The organism is Candidatus Bathyarchaeota archaeon (genome assembly GCA_026014725.1).
Taxonomy (GTDB): Archaea; Thermoproteota; Bathyarchaeia; order Bathyarchaeales; family Bathycorpusculaceae; genus Bathycorpusculum.
Genome location: JAOZHV010000044.1, coordinates 375,466 through 393,571 on the forward strand (window position 1 = coordinate 375,466; position 18,106 = coordinate 393,571).

16 protein-coding genes are annotated in these 18,106 nt (G+C 41.9%); 8 read left to right on the forward strand and 8 right to left on the reverse strand.

Annotated features, from left to right (window positions below):
- Positions 1–204 precede the first annotated feature (204 nt).
- On the forward strand, positions 205–1,830 hold the full coding sequence (locus NWE95_09450) for a CTP synthase (protein ID MCW4004120.1): 1,626 nt from the start codon (positions 205–207) through the stop codon (positions 1,828–1,830).
- 57 nt (positions 1,831–1,887) lie between these two features.
- Entirely contained in the window at positions 1,888–2,178 is a 291-nt protein-coding gene (locus NWE95_09455; protein ID MCW4004121.1) for a hypothetical protein, read from the forward strand.
- Between the two features lie 81 nt (positions 2,179–2,259).
- On the opposite strand, the gene NWE95_09460 is transcribed toward NWE95_09455, so the two are convergent.
- The gene (locus NWE95_09460; GenBank protein MCW4004122.1) at positions 2,260–2,679 is read right to left on the reverse strand and encodes a CBS domain-containing protein; all 420 of its coding nucleotides are present in this window, start codon (positions 2,677–2,679) and stop codon (positions 2,260–2,262) included.
- Between the two features lie 582 nt (positions 2,680–3,261).
- Between NWE95_09460 and NWE95_09465 the strand changes: the two genes are divergently transcribed.
- Positions 3,262–3,522, forward strand: a complete 261-nt coding sequence (locus tag NWE95_09465; protein ID MCW4004123.1) for a hypothetical protein — start codon at positions 3,262–3,264, stop codon at positions 3,520–3,522.
- A 256-nt stretch (positions 3,523–3,778) separates the two neighbouring features.
- On the opposite strand, the gene NWE95_09470 is transcribed toward NWE95_09465, so the two are convergent.
- The 3 genes from NWE95_09470 to NWE95_09480 form a co-directional block, all read right to left on the reverse strand.
- On the reverse strand, positions 3,779–5,578 hold the full coding sequence (locus tag NWE95_09470; GenBank protein MCW4004124.1) for a rhodanese-like domain-containing protein: 1,800 nt from the start codon (positions 5,576–5,578) through the stop codon (positions 3,779–3,781).
- A gap of 941 nt (positions 5,579–6,519) precedes the next feature.
- Complete coding sequence (locus NWE95_09475) at positions 6,520–7,779, reverse strand: hypothetical protein (protein ID MCW4004125.1); 1,260 nt, start codon at positions 7,777–7,779, stop codon at positions 6,520–6,522.
- A 394-nt stretch (positions 7,780–8,173) separates the two neighbouring features.
- A complete protein-coding gene (locus tag NWE95_09480) occupies positions 8,174–8,800 on the reverse strand; it encodes a hypothetical protein (protein ID MCW4004126.1) in 627 nt (208 codons plus the stop codon).
- Between the two features lie 155 nt (positions 8,801–8,955).
- On the opposite strand from NWE95_09480, the gene NWE95_09485 reads away from it, so the two are divergent.
- The 3 genes from NWE95_09485 (at position 8,956) to NWE95_09495 (ending at position 12,247) form a co-directional block, all read left to right on the forward strand.
- A complete protein-coding gene (locus NWE95_09485) occupies positions 8,956–9,963 on the forward strand; it encodes a hypothetical protein (protein ID MCW4004127.1) in 1,008 nt (335 codons plus the stop codon).
- 13 nt (positions 9,964–9,976) lie between these two features.
- On the forward strand, positions 9,977–11,140 hold the full coding sequence (locus NWE95_09490) for a hypothetical protein (protein ID MCW4004128.1): 1,164 nt from the start codon (positions 9,977–9,979) through the stop codon (positions 11,138–11,140).
- A gap of 84 nt (positions 11,141–11,224) precedes the next feature.
- Positions 11,225–12,247, forward strand: a complete 1,023-nt coding sequence (locus NWE95_09495) for a hypothetical protein (GenBank protein MCW4004129.1) — start codon at positions 11,225–11,227, stop codon at positions 12,245–12,247.
- 149 nt (positions 12,248–12,396) lie between these two features.
- On the opposite strand, the gene NWE95_09500 is transcribed toward NWE95_09495, so the two are convergent.
- The gene (locus NWE95_09500) at positions 12,397–12,969 is read right to left on the reverse strand and encodes a rubrerythrin family protein (protein MCW4004130.1); all 573 of its coding nucleotides are present in this window, start codon (positions 12,967–12,969) and stop codon (positions 12,397–12,399) included.
- A gap of 378 nt (positions 12,970–13,347) precedes the next feature.
- Between NWE95_09500 and NWE95_09505 the strand changes: the two genes are divergently transcribed.
- Positions 13,348–14,289 (forward strand): FxLYD domain-containing protein, encoded by a 942-nt coding sequence (locus NWE95_09505; protein MCW4004131.1) that lies wholly within the window; start codon positions 13,348–13,350, stop codon positions 14,287–14,289.
- Between the two features lie 99 nt (positions 14,290–14,388).
- Here NWE95_09505 and NWE95_09510 read toward each other — a convergent pair whose 3' ends face one another.
- Positions 14,389–15,684: an NDP-sugar synthase gene (locus tag NWE95_09510; GenBank protein ID MCW4004132.1), complete on the reverse strand. Its 1,296-nt coding sequence runs from the start codon at positions 15,682–15,684 to the stop codon at positions 14,389–14,391.
- A gap of 80 nt (positions 15,685–15,764) precedes the next feature.
- Positions 15,765–16,205: a YbaN family protein gene (locus tag NWE95_09515; protein MCW4004133.1), complete on the reverse strand. Its 441-nt coding sequence runs from the start codon at positions 16,203–16,205 to the stop codon at positions 15,765–15,767.
- 102 nt (positions 16,206–16,307) lie between these two features.
- Here NWE95_09515 and NWE95_09520 point away from each other — a divergent pair, with 102 nt between their 5' ends.
- Complete coding sequence (locus NWE95_09520) at positions 16,308–17,183, forward strand: geranylgeranylglycerol-phosphate geranylgeranyltransferase (protein MCW4004134.1); 876 nt, start codon at positions 16,308–16,310, stop codon at positions 17,181–17,183.
- 128 nt (positions 17,184–17,311) lie between these two features.
- Here NWE95_09520 and NWE95_09525 read toward each other — a convergent pair whose 3' ends face one another.
- On the reverse strand, positions 17,312–17,956 hold the full coding sequence (locus NWE95_09525) for a helix-turn-helix domain-containing protein (GenBank protein MCW4004135.1): 645 nt from the start codon (positions 17,954–17,956) through the stop codon (positions 17,312–17,314).
- Positions 17,957–18,106 lie beyond the last annotated feature (150 nt).

Genomic DNA, 18,106 nt, shown 5'->3' on the forward strand with positions numbered 1-18,106 from the left:
GGTAGTTGTTTTGTGACCAGTTATCATGTCATAATTGGTATGTGGCTTATTTTTTTAGGATTGAGGCGAAGCCGCAGGTACAGTCAGGCGCTGCTCACTATAGTCCATTGCTAAGAAGGTGTAATGATACGAATTTTACAGCTATCTGCACAAAAGAGTTATATTAAGTTAGCATGAAAAGTGTAAGCTATTGCAGGGACATACATGGTAAAGTACATTTTCGTAACGGGCGGTGTGTTGAGTTCTGTTGGCAAGGGCATTTTAACTTCTTCCATCGGCAAAATGCTTCAAGCAAGAGGATTAAAACCGACGGTTGTAAAAATCGACCCTTACGTTAACATCGACGCGGGAACCATGAACCCCTACATGCACGGCGAGGTCTTCGTTACCGACGATGGCGGCGAAACAGACTTAGACTTAGGCTGGTACGAGCGCTTCTTAGATTTAAGCCTAAAACAGGAAAACAACTTAACAACGGGAACAATCTACAAATCAGTTATAGAAAAAGAGCGCCATGGAGATTTTTTGGGGCGGTGTGTTCAAATTGTGCCCCATGTCACTAACGAAATAAAAAACCGAATTAGACACGCTGGTAGGTTAGTGAACGCCGACATTGTATTAACTGAGGTCGGCGGTACAGTCGGCGACATCGAAGGCTTACCATTCCTAGAAGCTATACGACAAATGCGTGTTGAAGAGGGGTATGAAAACACGCTTTATGTTCATGTTGCTTTGGTGCCGATTTTGGACGTAACAGGTGAATTCAAGACCAAACCCCTCCAGCACAGCGTTAACGAGCTTCGCCGCATCGGTATTCAACCTGATACTATAGTTGCCAGAAGCCCGCAGATGATTGATGCTGAGGCGCTAAGAAAAATTGCGTTGTTCGGCACCATACCGGAAAGCGCTGTTTTCTGTTCTTATAATGCTGAATCTGTTTATCAGGTGCCGCTTATTCTTGACAAACAAGGTATGGGCGACTTTATCTGTCAACGCTTAGCTTTAAAGTGTGACAACAAAGACTTCAATGAGTGGCAACGCTTCGTGGACGCTATTATTCATCCAGAACATGAAGTCAAAATAGCCTTAGTTGGCAAGTATGCTGGTTTAAGTGACAGTTACGTAAGCATGAGTGAGGCACTCCGGCATGGAGGTGCAGCCTGCAAAGCTAAAGTGTACATTTCGTACTTGGAGGCTGAGAAATTCGAGCGTGACCCCCAATGTATTGCTGATCTTGGCAACTTTGATGGGATTTTTGTTCCTTACGGTTTTGGTCCACGAGGTACAGAGGGCAAGATTGCAGCCGTCAAGTACGCAAGAGAGCATGACATCCCATTCTTGGGGATTTGTTATGGTTTTCAGTTAGCGGTTATCGAGTTTGCACGCAATGCTTGTGGTTTAACGGATGCGAACAGCACAGAAATCAACCCTGACACGCCGTATCCAGTCATTGACCTTATGCCTGAGCAACGGGGCATCGAAGTTAAAGGCGCAACTATGCGTTTGGGTGCTCACAAAGTTATCCTGCAGAAGGGCACGCTGGCGCATAAGCTGTTTGGGGATGAAGAAATTCATGAGCGCCATCGTCACCGCTTCGAAGTTAACTTAGATTATATCGATGTCTTAAAGAAAAATGGGTTGAGTTTCACTGGAAAAAGCAGTGATGGCAGAAGGATGGAAACCCTAGAGTTGCCTGATAAGTACTTTTTCTTTGCTTCGCAGTTCCACGGAGAGTTCAAGAGCCGTCCAGGTAGACCTTCGCCTGAGTATTTTGGTTTTATCCAAGCGTGCGTTAACAGGAAGCTTGGCAGGCCAAAAGTTGCGGTTTGATATTAGAAAAGGCTATAATGCATGATTGACATTGAACGGTAAAGGAGCGAAAATTGTATGTCTGAAGAAGGAAAATGGGATTCAGCTAGTTATTCCCAGAAAATGAAGGAAGGTCAAAATGAGCTTTTTGACCTCCAGAACCAATTAAACGATGTTATGGTTAAATTTGTTTTGCGTGCTCTGCGCGTTTATCAATCAACGAGGCCTGAGCCGTTGAGACCTGGTGAGGTTGCACTGCTGGTTAATAACGAACTCAAAAACGTGTTATATGATTTGCAGGCTCAGCCGAACCTTGATGCTTTGGCAAAAGCGGCTAAAGAAGCGTGGGCAAAAGAGCAGAAGCAGTAGTTGCCCAAACAATTTTGTTTTTTTTGTTGCTGAAAATTGTTTGAAAAGTGGGTTTTGAAAAATAGAGTGTTGGCGCCGAGTTTATTTTCGGCGTGCGTATTCCATTATGGGGATTAGTTTTGGGTCTGCGTGGACGATTTGTCTGTCGTCTACCATGCCGACGAGTGCGCCGTTTTTGTCGACGACTGGTAAGTGTTTTATGTTCCAGTGTTTCATGAGTTCGGCTGCTTCTTTGAGGGTTGCGTTTTGGTCGATGACTACTAGTGGGTTTGTGTAAACCATTCTTGCGATGACTGTTCTTAGTGGTACTTCTGCTTCGACTGCGCGGATTAGGATGTCTTTTACTGTTATGATGCCTGTTGGTTTGCCGCTTTGGATGACGAGGATTGCGTCTTTGTCGTATTTGTTCATGAGTGTGATTACGTCTTTTACTACGGTGTTGTTTTCTACTGTTTTAACGTCTTTTTGCATGATGTCTTTTACTGTGACATTGCTTGCCATTTCAATTTTTCACCTTAACGCTATCAGAGAAGCAGTGGTTGTTTATCAATTTTACGATTATTTTGGCTTGTGTTTGTGGTGGCTTGTTTTTTCTAGTAGTAGATGATGAAAAGTGCTCCTTAGTACAACATCAACCTATGGGTTGGGTAGAAGGTTGCTTTTTTGTTTTTGTTTGTGGTTTGGGTTGTTTTTTGGTTGTGGACGTTGCACAATCAGTGTGGGGTAGCTTGGGCGGTTGTTTATGCGTGAAGTCTCAGCGAGGAGGGGGTGGCGCTGTATATACGCCTGTATATACGAAAGGTTGCTTGCTCTGCCACACCCCTCCCTCTATTAAAAAGACGGAAAAATCGTCAGGGTCAATCCCGCCAATGCGGTGCCCCATTTTGCCCCTTATTTCTTTAATCATTTGTCGACCGATTAGGAATCGGTGGCGATAATGAATAGCGAACATTGTTATAGTATGCATTACCGTGTATAGGTACGAACGGCTAAGCTTGAAACGCGAAATAGCTTTGTAAGCACAAGAAGCAAATTGCACAAAGCTTTTCTATTCGATACTGTAATAATTATATAGTGATTATTATGCCTGAAGAAACAAACGTCCCTCGTTTGCAGGATCAAATAGATAATGTTGATCAGTCACTAAGTCGGATCCCCCTTATCGTATTTATCTCATTTTTTATAGCCGGTTTTGCTCTTGCTATTGGCGCTGTTCTTGAGAATCAGTCTTTGTTGATAGTGAGTTTGGCAGTTTTCGTTACTTGTATGAGTTTCAGTATGATACAAGCTCGCAATGCAAGAGATGAATATAGAAAATTAATTGACCGTATTAACAAAATCTGAAAGTCATAACCTGCAAAAGCCAAGGTTAACTTCCTTTTTGGTTTTAAGTGAAATAGGTTTATTATAGTTTGTCTTGTTTTTTTACGTATAGCAGTTATACAGAAAATATCTTATTTTTTCTTTGACACTCTTACCTTAAGTCAGGCAACAGGTTTGAGGTCTATCCTGCAACCTGCTAATCATACTTTTAGTGGTTGTAAAAAAGGCGACAATACATCAGAAAAAAAGAGTACTTTACGGAAGTTTTGTTAGATCATCAGTAATTTGCCGAAATTGAGTCTATTTCTATCGCGCATACACTCGACCCGGCCATGGCTGCTACGGCGACGTAAAGATAAGGGTCCACGTTCAATGCATAGATGTTATCATATCCATAGATTGGGGGCACAACGTCGAAACCAATACACTCCCAGTCCTGATTATCAAGTGAAGTATAGACCCAAAGTGATGTATAATCAGCGGAATGTAAGCGAATATACATACCTCCGCTACTCATCTGAGTTAACTGGCCTGCTATGACTCCGCCATCTCCCCAATAATAGCCGACAATCGCTGCACCCCACCCGTCAGGTTCACCAGTCATATATTGTTCGTTATAAACCGCTCCGTAGCCATAGGGGGCAGCGCAAGTAATATATTCGATATAGTTAATCCCGCAATAATGCAGTTCGTGACAAACCCACTCGCAACCTAAAGCTATGCCTCCCTCACATAAAGCACCTATAAGAACCCCCGCGACTATAACACAAGCAACGCCAGCGATTCCCACTGTGCCAATTCCAGCAGCAACACAAATGGCAGGGACCAAGAGAAAGTCCAAAGGACCGCAAGTAACAACATTTATCAAAAGACCGCATACCAACATACAAGCCCAACAGTAATCATCAGTTACCAATGCTATGCTTTGAATGATTTCTCGGTCATAATTCCTGAATTCTATGTGTACTAATTTGGACAAGCTTTTTAATTCGTTAGCCATGTGACCGTAACTGTCAGCAAGACCTTTTAGAATATCATCATTGTGTTTTATGCCGTCACGTTGATATGTATGCGCAAGGTTTTTACAAACTCTTGCAAGTGAGGAGTAGAGTCCTGAAAGTGTGACTGACGATGTGAAGTTTACTCGCTCTATTGATAGAAATTCATTTTTTCCTACTGGGACAAATCTAACCATTGTTGCTGAGGCGTTGTAAGTATTAGCATCCAGAGGCTGAAGTATGGAAGTCACTGAAAAATTATAGGCGCAAGTTTGAATTTGATACTCCAATACGTACTCCTGTATGTTTACTGTTCCGCCGGTTGACTGAAGTAATTCAAAGCTAGCAGTCACGTTAGACTTATGATCACTATCTGCGTAATTCCAGATTGTGGTCGCCGAAACAGTGTGTTCATACATTGTACCATTATATTCAAATGAAAGAATACCCTGAGTAAAGTTTTCGGTTTGCTCAATTATGTCCAATGTCCGGTTCTGTATTACATCTTCATTTGAACCGCACGGTGTTCCACATGCACAGCTGAATGTTGTCCATGGATCGATAGTAATTCTGTTTCTATCAACAGTTATGTCATGAGCAGTATTGTAAATTGGGAGATCAGCTTGCAACCAAGCCTCTATGCCGCCAACAATGTTGTAGACTTCAGAAAAACCATTTTCTGAAAGGATATTTGCCGCTACTGCACTTCTGGAACCTCCTTGGCAATAAACAATTACCGGATCGTCAACGTGTTCCATTAGCTCGCCAATTCTCCAGTCAATAATAGTTGCATTTTGCACTGCCTCGTAATAATGTATTAGACCCTCAAGCACATGGCAAGGTATTTGCAATGCATTGTATAGATGAGCAAACTTGTATTCTGTTTTATTTCGAACATCTAATATCAGTATGTTAGAAGAATGTCTATTTATTAGCTCATGTGCTTGTTCTGCGGTAACGTCAGTAACATCCGAAGGCTCTTGTGCTATAGCAAAAGATTGAACCGTCGCTACAAAAGACAATATGAGTGTTGCCATTAGTAAGAACCCAACGATTTTCTTTCTAATAGTATTATTCATTTATTTTCCTCCTTTAAATCATAAGGATTTAAATCAGTTCAAATCCCAGAATCAAAACAGTGATTAAAATGTATTAAATAATGCGAATACTTTCTAGTATATGATATATGCTTTCTAAAAATGCAGTCAACTAATCCTCTTCAGGTACATTCGACGCAGTTAGTTTTTATTTAGCTTTTGGTATTTTTTCCCTTTCTTTTCCTTAAGATATTAAATAAAAGTTATCAAAAATAATTTAACCCTAGTGTGCAAAATTTTATAAGCAGTTTACAGAATTAAGACTCAATAAACCTGTCTTTAGAGGTGAAGAGTTTTCGGCGATAAATCTCTTTTCATCATTAAATCAAATGTAACTCAATGTTTGGAGGTTCCTTGATATTGGAAATAAATAAGATAATTGGTTCAGATATCCGTCGAAGAATTCTCGAAACTTTGATGAGAACAGAGAAATTTCAATAATGCAACTCGTTCGATTAGTTAATAGTACGCATCATGAAGTTAACCGTAACTTGAGTATTCTAGAAAAAGAGAGCCTCATTATCCAACAATTATTGGGACGAAAGAGGCTTATCCGGCTAAATTACGATAACGATAAAACCCTGACCGTTATTGAAACATTAAAGTATCTAAACAGAGTATCGCTCCAATTATCAGGGAAAAACACGACAAAATAGCCCCAAACACGGTTTACGATTAAGTTGTCGTATTTATTCAATGGTGGTGTTTTTTGAGAGTTTTTTGTTGGGTTGCTGGCTGGTTGTGGATATTTTCGCAAGCAGACAAAGTTGGCAACAGCAGAACTGTGTATCAAACACATTTCAGCTCCCAGTCTCTATAGCACTTTCAAGTGTGCTCTAAAAGGATTGGCTTTCGGTAAGATAGTTGAAGAATCAACTGAGACCTATTTTTATTTTCAATTTGAAAAAATAAAAAGGGGAGTTTTACTTTTGCCATATGTAGACGAATTCTATCGTTTTATGTAGTCGCCAGACTGGAAGCTCTGCATATGCACCGCCACTGTACACTTCGCCGTCAACTATGGTATACAGGGCTGGACCATACCCATAATACTCGACATAACAAGGGTCATCTGCCCAGACTTCTCTAGTACCCAACTGAACATTAACCATCAAGTCCGCAGTGCCAACCCATTGGCTATCGACCCAGACATTCGGCTCAACATAAGGCACCGACTGGGTATAGTCATAAGCAGTTATTGTTAGCTGGCAAGTTGGCAGTGCCTCGTTAAAGTGCGCTTCCAAGTCATGATCAGCAGACATATCGACATAAATGCTGTTATCTGTGTAGACATATTCATTGTCTAACAGCCAGTAGCTAAAGCTGCTGCCCTGATCTGGAATCGCATACACCGTCACACCAGTACCATAATCATACTGATGTTGACCAGGAGTAGGATTGGTTGTGCCACCAGATGTAGACGTTATTGTCAGCGTCGGTATAAAGCAGAAACAGGCTTCCAGAGTATGATCTCCGTCCCACATCTCTATTTCGATTGGGTTATCTGTTGATTGATAGTAGCAATCTACAAGCCAGTGATCAAACTCATAGTTTTGGTATGCTATTGCAGTAACGGTTATGGGTTCACTAGAATAATATGTATCTGGCTCAGGGTCAGTAGTGCCACCTTGTCCTGCTTCAATGATGAGTTGATTCGGGCTACTACCGTATTGATACGCAACCGCAGAGTCAACATAGGCGTCGTTTAATTCATGGTCTTCTCTAGCCCAACTAAAGACTGCGATGTATAGAAACGGGTTAGTAGCAGTTCCTACACATATCGTTTGAGGGGTAGTTTGTGTGAACCTCGCATATCCTATGTCATCCCATTCTAACATTGTTCTGTTTGGATCATCGCTCGCACAAACGCATACATCTGAATAGGAACCGATTTCTGAATAGCCAGTAAGGTAAATATTTCCAATGGCCCATGTGTCCATCACCCCCACTATGATAGATTCATCGGTATCATAGTATTCCGGGTCTCGATATTCCTCCGTATATAAATGTGCATAAGAGCCATCGGGTGTGCCTGCGAGACTCTGCCAATTCTCACAAAGTGCATTTCCTTCAGGTGGACCAGCAATATGGAAGGTTATTAGCGATATACTCGCGGAACTAGGCGGGTCATCTAGTAACATTTCCCAATCGTTTGATATCTCTTGTGTCTTATGTTCCAGCATTCGTTTCCATATTTGCTCTAAGACGGATGCGTTCACTAGTTTGTTTGGTATGATAAAATCAGAAGACGAGGTATTATCTTTTTTAGCATTTGGGGCTTCATTAACGTTAAGTGTTGTAGCATAAGCGGGTCCAAGGCTTACAAGTAAAAGAAGTGCCGTTGCAATAAGAACAAGAAGTAACTTTTTTTTTCATGCTATCACACCTCCCGTTCTCTTTCTTTCCCTTATTAATTGGGACACAGGCGGTGACACGCCTTCGAAGGAGGCTGCCTTCAATTAAGTCGGCAGCATTAATACTTAATTACGCCTTTCTATTGGCCATGCTTAACTTATCACCTGTTCAACAGAACTACAAACAGCCAAAGATTCTATATAAAAAAAGCCCATATCGTCTTTATCCCATAAAACGGATATAGAATTTATCTCCATACGAATTATTCACAAACAAATAGATCCACTCGCCAATCTCCAGTTTGTATATTACTGAAGCTTTTAGCTGTTTAGCGGTGTAGGCCAATGTCTCTTTTCCTCCAAGATCAAGAGCGGCTGTAGAAAAAGAGACGTTAGATGGAGAGTCCTGTATAGCAAACCCCTTCGATTTAAAATAGTCTATTACAGTCTCGGTCTTTTCAGAAGCCACAGTGAAAAAGATTTCTCTACAGGTCGCGTACCCTATATCATCATACGCGGTAACTTTTATGGTATGTGTTCCATAACTCAACCCAGTAATCGTTTCGTTGTTAGCAGTAATATTTTTGCCGCCATCAATGGTATATAGAATTCCTAAAGCTTGTTCGCTAACTGTAAAATTAAGTGGTATATGAAAAGATTCGTACGTTTTATTCTCGGGTGAAAATACGGTAAGGTTTAGGGTTGGATGAGACGAAGGCTCTGGAGAAGATTGATTGACAGATAGTTGATTTGAGCGATAGAAATTAACCGAAAAATATATTGTAATAACTATTGCTATACATAATAGAATACCGGAAAGCAGTCTTAATTGTTTGTTTATGCTAACCACCTATTTTAGATTTAATCACTACTTAAGTAAGCAAAGGTAAGAGGTAAGAGTCTTATAACTCTCCCCAAGGAACAGAGTGTTCTCCTAAAAGAACAGGTTGTCCCTTGAGAAGAGTTATTAAAACACTTTATGCTACAATCAGTATGTGAAAAAGCATGCCTATAAGAAAAAAACGCTTGTCGGGGATCTTTATTAGTTTCATTTTTGCAACATTCACAACGGTGAATTTGGTCGATTGCTCTACCCCCTCAACACCGAATGAGTTTGGTGCACCATATGATTTTATTGCTCCAGTGATGTGGGCTGAAGTACCCGTAATTTCGATACATTACCCTATAAACGGAACCCTATTTAACGCGAATGTACTCAATTTTTCCATACAAAAACCATATGGCTGGTATAATAATCAAAGCCAAGACTGGGACAGCGACCGAGGTATAGAACAAGCCCTAACTTTAATCAGTTACCAAATTGACAACGGAACAATATCTACCATTAGGGTAAATAGTAATCTCAATTCTTATCGCGACTCTTCCTGTACAGGCAGCAATTTTAAAACTATTCTCAGCTCCCTGCAAGATTATGACACAGCCGTAATCTACTCTAAAGGGCACAGAAACGCAAAAACATGTGACTACGGCAATGCCCATTATGGACTTATTATGAATGATAGCACTACTGTATGGGATTATGAAATTTACCCTAGAACCTCATCAAAGAACGTTCACACGTTTATATGGCACTGCCAAACAGCAATTAAACCAAATGGTACAAACCCTGATGCATGCGGATATCGTGGATTGCCCGTAGCCTTTACACACAATATCAATATAGCCAATTGGAGTACTTCTGGCAGTCAAGTTTACTTAGGCTGGAATGACAAACAAAACCTTTTGGCATATAACTTTACAAGCCAACAATACTACACAGTAACTATAGGTGGCGGCACTACAGTTGGTTCTCCTCAGTATGAATGGGGCATTAACCCCAACTATAACTACGCTAACGTTGCTGGCACGTACTATTATCGAATGGGGCAAGGCTACTCAACAGCCAATGCCCTAATACTAATGTCCTACGCAGTATACGGCACCTCTTTTGAAAACACAGCCCTAGCAAATTGGCTAGTAGTATGGGGAAACATGTACAAAACACTGCCTTAGGAGGAAAAAATAGGTGAAAAAACAAAATTATTTGACAAAAATTTTTGCACCCTTGCTTGTTGTGTTGATTGCCACGTCTTTTTTTGGGGCCTTTTCGGCTCTAGTTGCAGGCCAAAAAAATGCTGCCCAAGATAACACTTTGACTCCTATACCTGCAAGACCAAGCACCCAACCGTTAGATGCAGGTCAAACAGCTGCTGCTCAAGATAAAGCTATGAACTTCATAGAGAATGTACTGTCGGTGGATTTATCAAAATACACTATCGAACTCAAAATCAGCTCAATAATGGATGGGGTACCACTTGCCAATGACAACAGAAAAATAACTGATCTAATGTATGCACTGACTCCATTGGAAGGTAATGGTGACGAAGATGTCATAGAGGTCATTTTTATTTTTGAAAAAGATGTATTAACAACCTATTTCACTTCGCTATTGCCCTCAAAAGTTATCACCAACACACAGTACGCTAACCGAAATGATGCAGTGAAGGGTTTTCTTGAAAAATACCAAACATACACCAATATTGATTCAACTAACCTAATAGCAATGCTAGGCGATGTCGATCTAACAAAGAATTCCATAATAACCAAAGGAAATACAAAACTCGAAGTAAGTGGGACAGATTTGAAGCAGACATACACAGTTAACGGTGTAGACTATACCAAATTGGAAATTGGCGTTATCGGGGGTTTTGTGCGTTCAGTGTATGACACTCGGGGGCTTTACACAATTGGGGACACCTCAGTAAATATCTCAATGGAGCAAGCCGTTGACATAGCGATAAAAAATTTAGCGTCTTATTCTTATGAAATGCCTGATGGTTCAATAGTACAAAACTTTAAAGTTAATAAGGACGCTACGATGGCTAAGTTAGCTGTAGTTCCTGTTGATTACGTGCTTAGACCTTACTGGGACGTCAGAATGTATCTAGACGAAGTCTATCCTGGCAATGTATTTGCCATCACAGCGTTTATTTGGGCTAACACCGGCGAAATCATCTCATACAGCAACATGGCAACCGGTGGAACCTATGCTATCGATGACATCAACGTTTCTGGCGCTGAGTCACAGTCATCATCACCTGACAATATGATATCAATTGTGGTAGCGGTTGTAGCGGTAACTGTTGGAGCATTAGCAATCGGATTAGTAGTTAAGAAGAGACACAGGTAACATCGTTACTTCCTTTTTTGTTAAAACCTAATTCCCTAAAAAATTAGTTCAGTAAAATATTAATGCCATTATGCCTGTTGGAGTATGGTTGAGCCAGAAGTGTTAGCATTTTTCTGTTTGACCTTAAGCAGTTTTTTGCATCGAGGGGTAAATTTCACTTTGGTTAAATCGCAGTTTGGGTGTATTAAGAAAGCGGGTGTAGCTTTATTGTTTCTGCTATTGTTATGTTCAGCAGTGATCGCAGGTCAGTTTGTTAATTTGGTATCTGCACAGACATATTCCAACATAACCATTATGTCTGATGGAAGTGTTGCGGGAACAGATTTGATTCAACGTAACGGTGATGTTTACACGTTTACGGGGGATATTTTTGGCGCCATAAAAGTTGAAAAAGACGGCATTACAATTGATGGCGCCGGATATGCGATTAGAGGGAATGAAAACTTCCCTTTGAGAAATCCAAAAGGAATAGATCTTAGAAAAGATGATGCTGGTGTTTCTGCTTATGGTAATGTTGTGGTGAAGAATGTGCGATTTTGTGATAATAGTAGCATATTTGCTTCCTCAGCTGGTAACTGTTTCATCAACAACACCTTTGAAGGGGGTGGAATAGAAATCAGATGGAGCGATGATGGCTTGTTGGGTTCAGGGAATATAATCAAATATAACGTTTTTATCGATGGCAACCCGGCAATATTTGTAGATTGGGCTGGCGGAACTGTTGTAACTGAAAATGATTTCATCAATTGCGTGGTATGGGTTGCTTTGTATGGTAGGGCTGAATTTGATAGGAACTATTGGAGTGACTATAAAACATTGTTTCCTGATGCTAAAGAAATAGGGCACACAGGTATTTGGGACACACCATACAACTATACAGCCGGTCCTAATGAGTTAAGCTTTATTGTTGATTATAACCCCTTAGTTAACCCTACAAATGGTGCTGGAGCCCCCAAGGTCAATGACGAACCAACACCAGTTCCAACAACATCTACGGACGGAGATGAGTCAAGACCTTTTCCAACAGCACTAATAATAGCCACCGCTGTAGTGTCTGTGGTTATTGTGAGCATAAGCTTACTGGTTTACTTTAAGAAACACAAATAACTTTCTGTATCGTTTTGATGCAAGTATAGATGCTGATGTTCTTTGTGTTCTTTTAAAACACGTAATGGAGATTGTTAGAGATTTTGAAAAAACAGACCGATACATCGTATAAAACGCGGATAAAAGGGAAAGAAAAAGGTTGTTGGTTGTTAGTAGTTTTCCATCCAGACTTCAAAGTACGCCTGTGGGTGAGCGCATGTTGGGCATTTGTCGGGCACTTCTGCTCCTTCGAAAACGTAGCCGCAGTTTCTGCATTTCCACTTAATCGGCGCATCCTTCTTGAACACCTTGCCGTTTTGCACGTTCGCCAGTAACTTGTTGAATCTGCGTTCATGGTAGGCTTCCACTTGAGCAACCATTCTAAAAGTGTTAGCAACGTCTGCAAAGCCCTCTTTCTCTGCAACCTCAGCAAAATTCGGGTAGAGTGTACCCCACTCAAGTTTTTCGCCTTCAGCAGCCGCCTTCAAGTTCTCAGCCGTCTGCGCAATTATGCCCGCAGGGTAAGACGCTTGGATTTCTACAATGCCGCCTTTGAGGTGTTTAAAGAATAGTTCCGCATGCTCCTTCTCATTCGCCGCGGTCTCCTCAAAAATCCCCGCTATCTGCTCAAAACCCTGCTTTTTAGCTACGCTAGCAAAGAATGTGTAGCGGTTTCTTGCTTGTGATTCGCCAGCAAAAGCTGCTAGTAGATTCTTTTCTGTTTGGCTTCCAACAAAATTCATATTCTCAGAACTCCTTACCTGAGCCTTATTTAAAACTAAAATAAAAGCGTTCCCCGAAGTTTCCAGCCAAGAGTATGTTAAAGGCTTTTATTTTTCATCACCCTTTTAATGTGTTGCCGGATGATGAGAAGGCATTAGCTTGACTTAATTGGATGACGGATCAGAGTTACTCAGACGGCACTTGGTATAGACGGAGAACCTCAAATTCCCTGCCCGTTTATCGGTTAGCCTTTAGATTTCAATGTGGTAATTATGTGAAAACGAAAAGGCGCCAGCTCTGATGGGTACTTTAAGACTGAGTGATTTACTAATTTGGAAAAACAATTTTATATCACGACACTTTAATTTGAAAGCTAAAACATAAGAAAGGCAAATCTCGTGATAAAGAAAGCAGTTTATCTCTTGTTGATATTAACAATGCTAGTAACCAGCGCACAGTTGGTTCCAAACGCACTAAGTCAACCCGAGAATGTAAAGGTTGTAAGCTACAGCTATTATATCGATTCACTAGGTTACCTAACAGTAGTCGGAGAAATTGAGAATACTGGAACTTCTATTATAAGCCGAGTGATTATAGCTGGTTTAGTCACCACAGCAGATGGGAGCCAATTAGAATCAAGCGCTCAAGCTTGGGTTAGAAACCTAATTCCACAACAGAAGGCACCTTTCTACATGGAGTTTTTGTCACAAAATAGTGGTATATGGTCAGGAATTTCAGACATTGAACTTCAAGTCGTCATGGCTGATCCAACAACAAATTATCTCTACCCTGACTTGCAAGTCACGTCAAACAAAGCAATAATCGGCACTAGTTCAGAGGATAAAGGCGTGTACTGGGTCACTGGCACCATCCAAAACACAGGCACTCAGGTAGCTAAAAACGTCAGGGTCATAGGAACATTCTATAACTCTTCAGGTGCCGTGGTTGCAGTAGGAGGGTACACCAGTGAAACAGTTACTACTCAGCTATCTCCTCAAGCAAAGGTTGACTTTAAATTCGGCGCCTTTGATATGAACCAATCAATTGTACCTCAAGAATCTAAAATTTCGACCTATTCACTACTGTTACAAGTAGATGAACCAATCCTCCAAGGAACCGCACCCCCAATCACCCCAACAGCACCGTCCAATCCCGCAATCACCGACTCCACGGAAAGTACAAATAATTCAGCGCCAGAATGGGCTTACATCGTAGTGATAGCAATAGTCATTGCCGCAATTGCTACAACAGTTCTCAAGTTGAAAAAGCGGTCTTCTCCGAAAGCAAGCAAGAATAAATCAGTCAAACCAAAGAAGCCCAATCGCTTGAGCAGGACGTAAAGTACACGTAGGTAGCTATAACCAAAGCACAGCGGGAAGCGAATTTTTGCGCTCGATACAAAGCAGAATAATTGAGGTTCTTAAACGGTATAAACGGTGTTAATTTGCGATTATGGTTTGGTTTTCAAAAACTCCCCTGACTTTTTGGTGCGGATAAACTTTTGTAGCGTTGAGTACGCACCCCTCTTCTATTAAAACATCGTCTGCAACCACAGAAACTCCTCTAATTATCGTTGGTTTGTTAGCGCTTGATTTCACTGCAACATGTCGCCCGATAATGCTATCAGACACTTCAGCGCCATCCCCAATAATCACCCTATCCATCACCGCTGAATTCGAAACAACCGCGTTTCTGCCGATTCGTGTAAAGTTGTCGATGCAGGAGTTAGTGATTCTTGCGCCGTCCTCAATTTGGCAGTGCCGACCAATCAGAACTGAACCCTTGAGGGTGATGCGTTTCTGCTTTATTTTGCGCACAATTTCACTTCGACGTTTCTCTGAGTCGTTGCTTTCACCTTGTACCCATATCGGCTGTGCCTCGTTTAGGCGACCGCCAAAGTCGCTGAGCGCTGAAAAACGACCATTCAACAGGTTCTTCATAGCCTCCAAATAATTGCTTGGCGTGCCAACGTCAAACCAGCTGCCCTTGAGAGTGTATCCATACACTGGGCGTCCAGTCTGAATCACGTATGGAATGAAATCGTAGCCGAAGTCTAAGCGATTTTTTTCTTTGATGAGTTGTTGAACGCCTTTTTCTTTGAAAATCTTTCTAATTTCAGGCGACAGCACATAGAGCCCAGTGTTTGCCAGTTTGCTTGGCGCTTCTTTAGGCAAGGGTTTTTCGACAAAGCGTTTTATGCGGCTGTCTTTGTCAATGTCTGCTATGCCTAAACCTTCAACGTTTTCTACTTCTCGCAGAACGATGGTTAAGCAGGACTCTTTTTCTTGGTGAAAGTCAATTAGGTTTTTTATTTTTAGGTCGAAGATGTTGTCGCCTTGAACGGCGAAAACGGGGTTTTTGAGGTCGAAGTACTCCATGTTGATGTGGGCTGAATCAGCGCTTCCCAAGTCCTCAACGTTCGGCTGGTATTTTATGTGGACACGTGGTTTGATGTTGTAGCGTACGCTAAAGCCGTAGCCTGATTCGAAATAGTCGTAAATGTCTCGGTAGTTGGTGTAGCCTTTTACTCCAAAGATAAAGTTGCGTATGCCCTGACTAGCAAGCGTTAAAAGCGAGTATTCAACCAGTGGCCTGTTGAGCAAGCGGAGGCAAGCTTTGCTTGTTTCTGCTGTTAAGGGCAGAAGTCGCGTGGCTTTTCCGCCTACAGGGATGATTACTCGTAGTTTTTCAGGTGCATAATTATCTCCAACTAAGGGTGCGTAATCGTTGCTCAAAGGCTTCACCAAAGTATCATTGATAATGGGATGCGCTAACCCTTTAAAGTATCTTTTCGCGAGAATCAACGTTTGCTACCCTAACACACTAGCGATTTTTCTCTTTGACATTTAAAAGTGGGCATTCGAATCAAGTGCACGCTTACTCCAACAGCCACAGCTAAAAGCACTATTTGAGCAATCAGAATTTCATGTACGACAAAAAATGTTGAATACAATATTGTTACCCAAAGAATCGTTAAGGCTGCAATTTTTGTTTTAAGAGGGACGCCTTTTCCCTGCTGGTAGTTTTTAATGTATTCCCCGCACCACCTATTGTTTAGCAGCCACTTGTGCAGGCGTTCAGAACTGCGGAGATAGCAAGCTGCGGCAAGCAAAAGAAACGGCGTGGTCGGTAAAATCGGTAAAACTATCCCTATGACTCCTAGTGCCAAGCAAATGGTTCCTGCAATAATCAGCAGAGTCCTTTTTACTTGCTGTTTTTTGCTTGATTTGGCTTGAGTATGGCTAGAAGGTTGCATTGCTTTTTCTAAAGCGCATTCTACAATAAAAATAATACTGGCTAGTCGCCAATTTTTATAACTAACCTCAACTAACTTAACTTCACAAATGGTTCGACCCCTATGAGTAAACATGGCGGCTTTGTAAGGTTAATGCGACCAGTCAACTGTGCAATGATGGGCTTTGCCGTACTCGTCGGTGCAATTCTTGCCAGCATAGCTCCAAGCCAACCAACACTTGACCAACTCGGCAGCCTCAACTGGCTCTACATCCTCTTCGGTTTCCTGACTGGCTTTACATTCTGCGCTGCCGCCATGACAATCAACGACTACTACGACCGCAAAATCGACGCCATTAATGAACCCCACCGCCCTATTCCCAGCGGAGTTGTAAAAACCACCGAAGCCTTGGCGTTTGTCGTCGTGCTCTCGGCTATAGGCTTCGTTTTCGCATACCTAGTCAGCCCCCTATGCGTTGCTGTAGCGGCGCTGTCGCTTGTTATCACAGCAACTTACCTCACTGTTGGCAAACGTAGCGGTTTACCTGGCAACTTTTTGGTCAGCGCCTGCGTAGCTATCCCCTTCATCTACGGAAGCATCGTTGCCATCGGCACTATCGCGCTGAATGTACTGCTGTTTGCGTCAATGGCTTTCCTAGCCAACACTGGCAGAGAAGTTACAAAAGGCATAGTAGACACTAAAGGCGACAGAGCAGAAGGAATAAAAACGCTGGCTGTGCGTTTCGGCGAAGGAAAAGCAGCGGTTGCAGCTGTAGCATTCTACATTTTCGCAGTAGCTTTGACGCCTGTCACATGGATGCTGGGGCTAGTTGGCTTCTGGTTTGTACCGATTGTTTTAGTGACAGATGTAGGATTGGTTGCTTGTTCTGTTCTTCTGCTTTTGGAGCCTTCACGGGAGAAAGCCAGAAAAATAAAGAATATGGTGTTGGTTTTGTTCTTGGTGGGTTTGCTAGCGTACATCTTCGGAGTTATCCAATAAAAAAGGGTCTTTTTCGGCAAGCTTGCCTGCGCCGCCATCCACAATAAGCAAACAAACTAAAAACAAACACCACTAAGCAACATTTTCAATCCTGCAACTATTGTGAAGAGTAAGGTTCTAAGAAAAAATCACAGCTGTATTTCACGCTTAAAATAGTGCTCCAAAAGCCTTCGTGTTCCTCTGCGCATTATCTCAGAGAGCGTTGCAGGACTAATTCCCAGTTTAGTTGCAAGCTCCGCCATGCCAATTTGCCGTGGATAATCAAAAAAGCCGCTTTTCAGCGCCAGCCAAAAGATGCGTTCTTGTTTCTCTGTTAAGACGCCTATTTGCTTCTCGAGCTTGCCGATTTTACGCACCTCAACTTTGTGCCCTGCTTTTTCCAAATCAGCGATAATGCCCCTGTATGCTTCAAACGTGGGCACCATAAAACTGTAACTTATAATGTTACCTTGAATACTCTTGCCAGACACCAAAAAAGCATCATGCCCCAAAATGGTATTGCAAACTTCACAGCCCTCACTTTCAAGCCAAACCGCCGATTTGCCCTCAACATGCCCTTTAACAGCAAGTTCTCTGGGAACCTTTTTCGCCTGCTCTTCACCAACATCCATCAAATGCCGAACAGACCCGCTTGTGGAACTGCGCACATCAACAACCTTTAGACGTTCAAACCCTAAAGACGCAAGCTTCGCAACCATCCTGCACTTATCATTCTCAACCTCAATCACCACATGATACGGCTCACGCCAAGCATCAACCAAACAAACCACCATACCAAACACAAACACCAAAACTCACAATTAAACATAACCAGCCCAAACCACAAAAAAACCCAAAAGCAACGAAAACAAAAATAAGGACAAACCAAACAACACTAACACACCCAAGCAAAAAACCGCGAACAAAGCGGCCGGGGTGATGTA

What these genes read in the sequence shown, in the direction of transcription:
- NWE95_09450 (MCW4004120.1), top strand. Translation starts at nt 205, where the DNA reads ATGGTAAAGTACATTTTCGTAACGGGCGGTGTGTTGAGTTCTGTTGGC.
- NWE95_09455 (MCW4004121.1), top strand. Translation starts at nt 1,888, where the DNA reads ATGTCTGAAGAAGGAAAATGGGATTCAGCTAGTTATTCCCAGAAAATG.
- NWE95_09460 (MCW4004122.1), bottom strand. Translation starts at nt 2,679, where the DNA reads ATGGCAAGCAATGTCACAGTAAAAGACATCATGCAAAAAGACGTTAAA.
- NWE95_09465 (MCW4004123.1), top strand. Translation starts at nt 3,262, where the DNA reads ATGCCTGAAGAAACAAACGTCCCTCGTTTGCAGGATCAAATAGATAAT.
- NWE95_09470 (MCW4004124.1), bottom strand. Translation starts at nt 5,578, where the DNA reads ATGAATAATACTATTAGAAAGAAAATCGTTGGGTTCTTACTAATGGCA.
- NWE95_09475 (MCW4004125.1), bottom strand. Translation starts at nt 7,779, where the DNA reads ATGCTGGAACATAAGACACAAGAGATATCAAACGATTGGGAAATGTTA.
- NWE95_09485 (MCW4004127.1), top strand. Translation starts at nt 8,956, where the DNA reads ATGCCTATAAGAAAAAAACGCTTGTCGGGGATCTTTATTAGTTTCATT.
- NWE95_09495 (MCW4004129.1), top strand. Translation starts at nt 11,225, where the DNA reads ATGGTTGAGCCAGAAGTGTTAGCATTTTTCTGTTTGACCTTAAGCAGT.
- NWE95_09500 (MCW4004130.1), bottom strand. Translation starts at nt 12,969, where the DNA reads ATGAATTTTGTTGGAAGCCAAACAGAAAAGAATCTACTAGCAGCTTTT.
- NWE95_09515 (MCW4004133.1), bottom strand. Translation starts at nt 16,205, where the DNA reads ATGCAACCTTCTAGCCATACTCAAGCCAAATCAAGCAAAAAACAGCAA.
- NWE95_09520 (MCW4004134.1), top strand. Translation starts at nt 16,308, where the DNA reads ATGAGTAAACATGGCGGCTTTGTAAGGTTAATGCGACCAGTCAACTGT.
- NWE95_09525 (MCW4004135.1), bottom strand. Translation starts at nt 17,956, where the DNA reads ATGGTGGTTTGTTTGGTTGATGCTTGGCGTGAGCCGTATCATGTGGTG.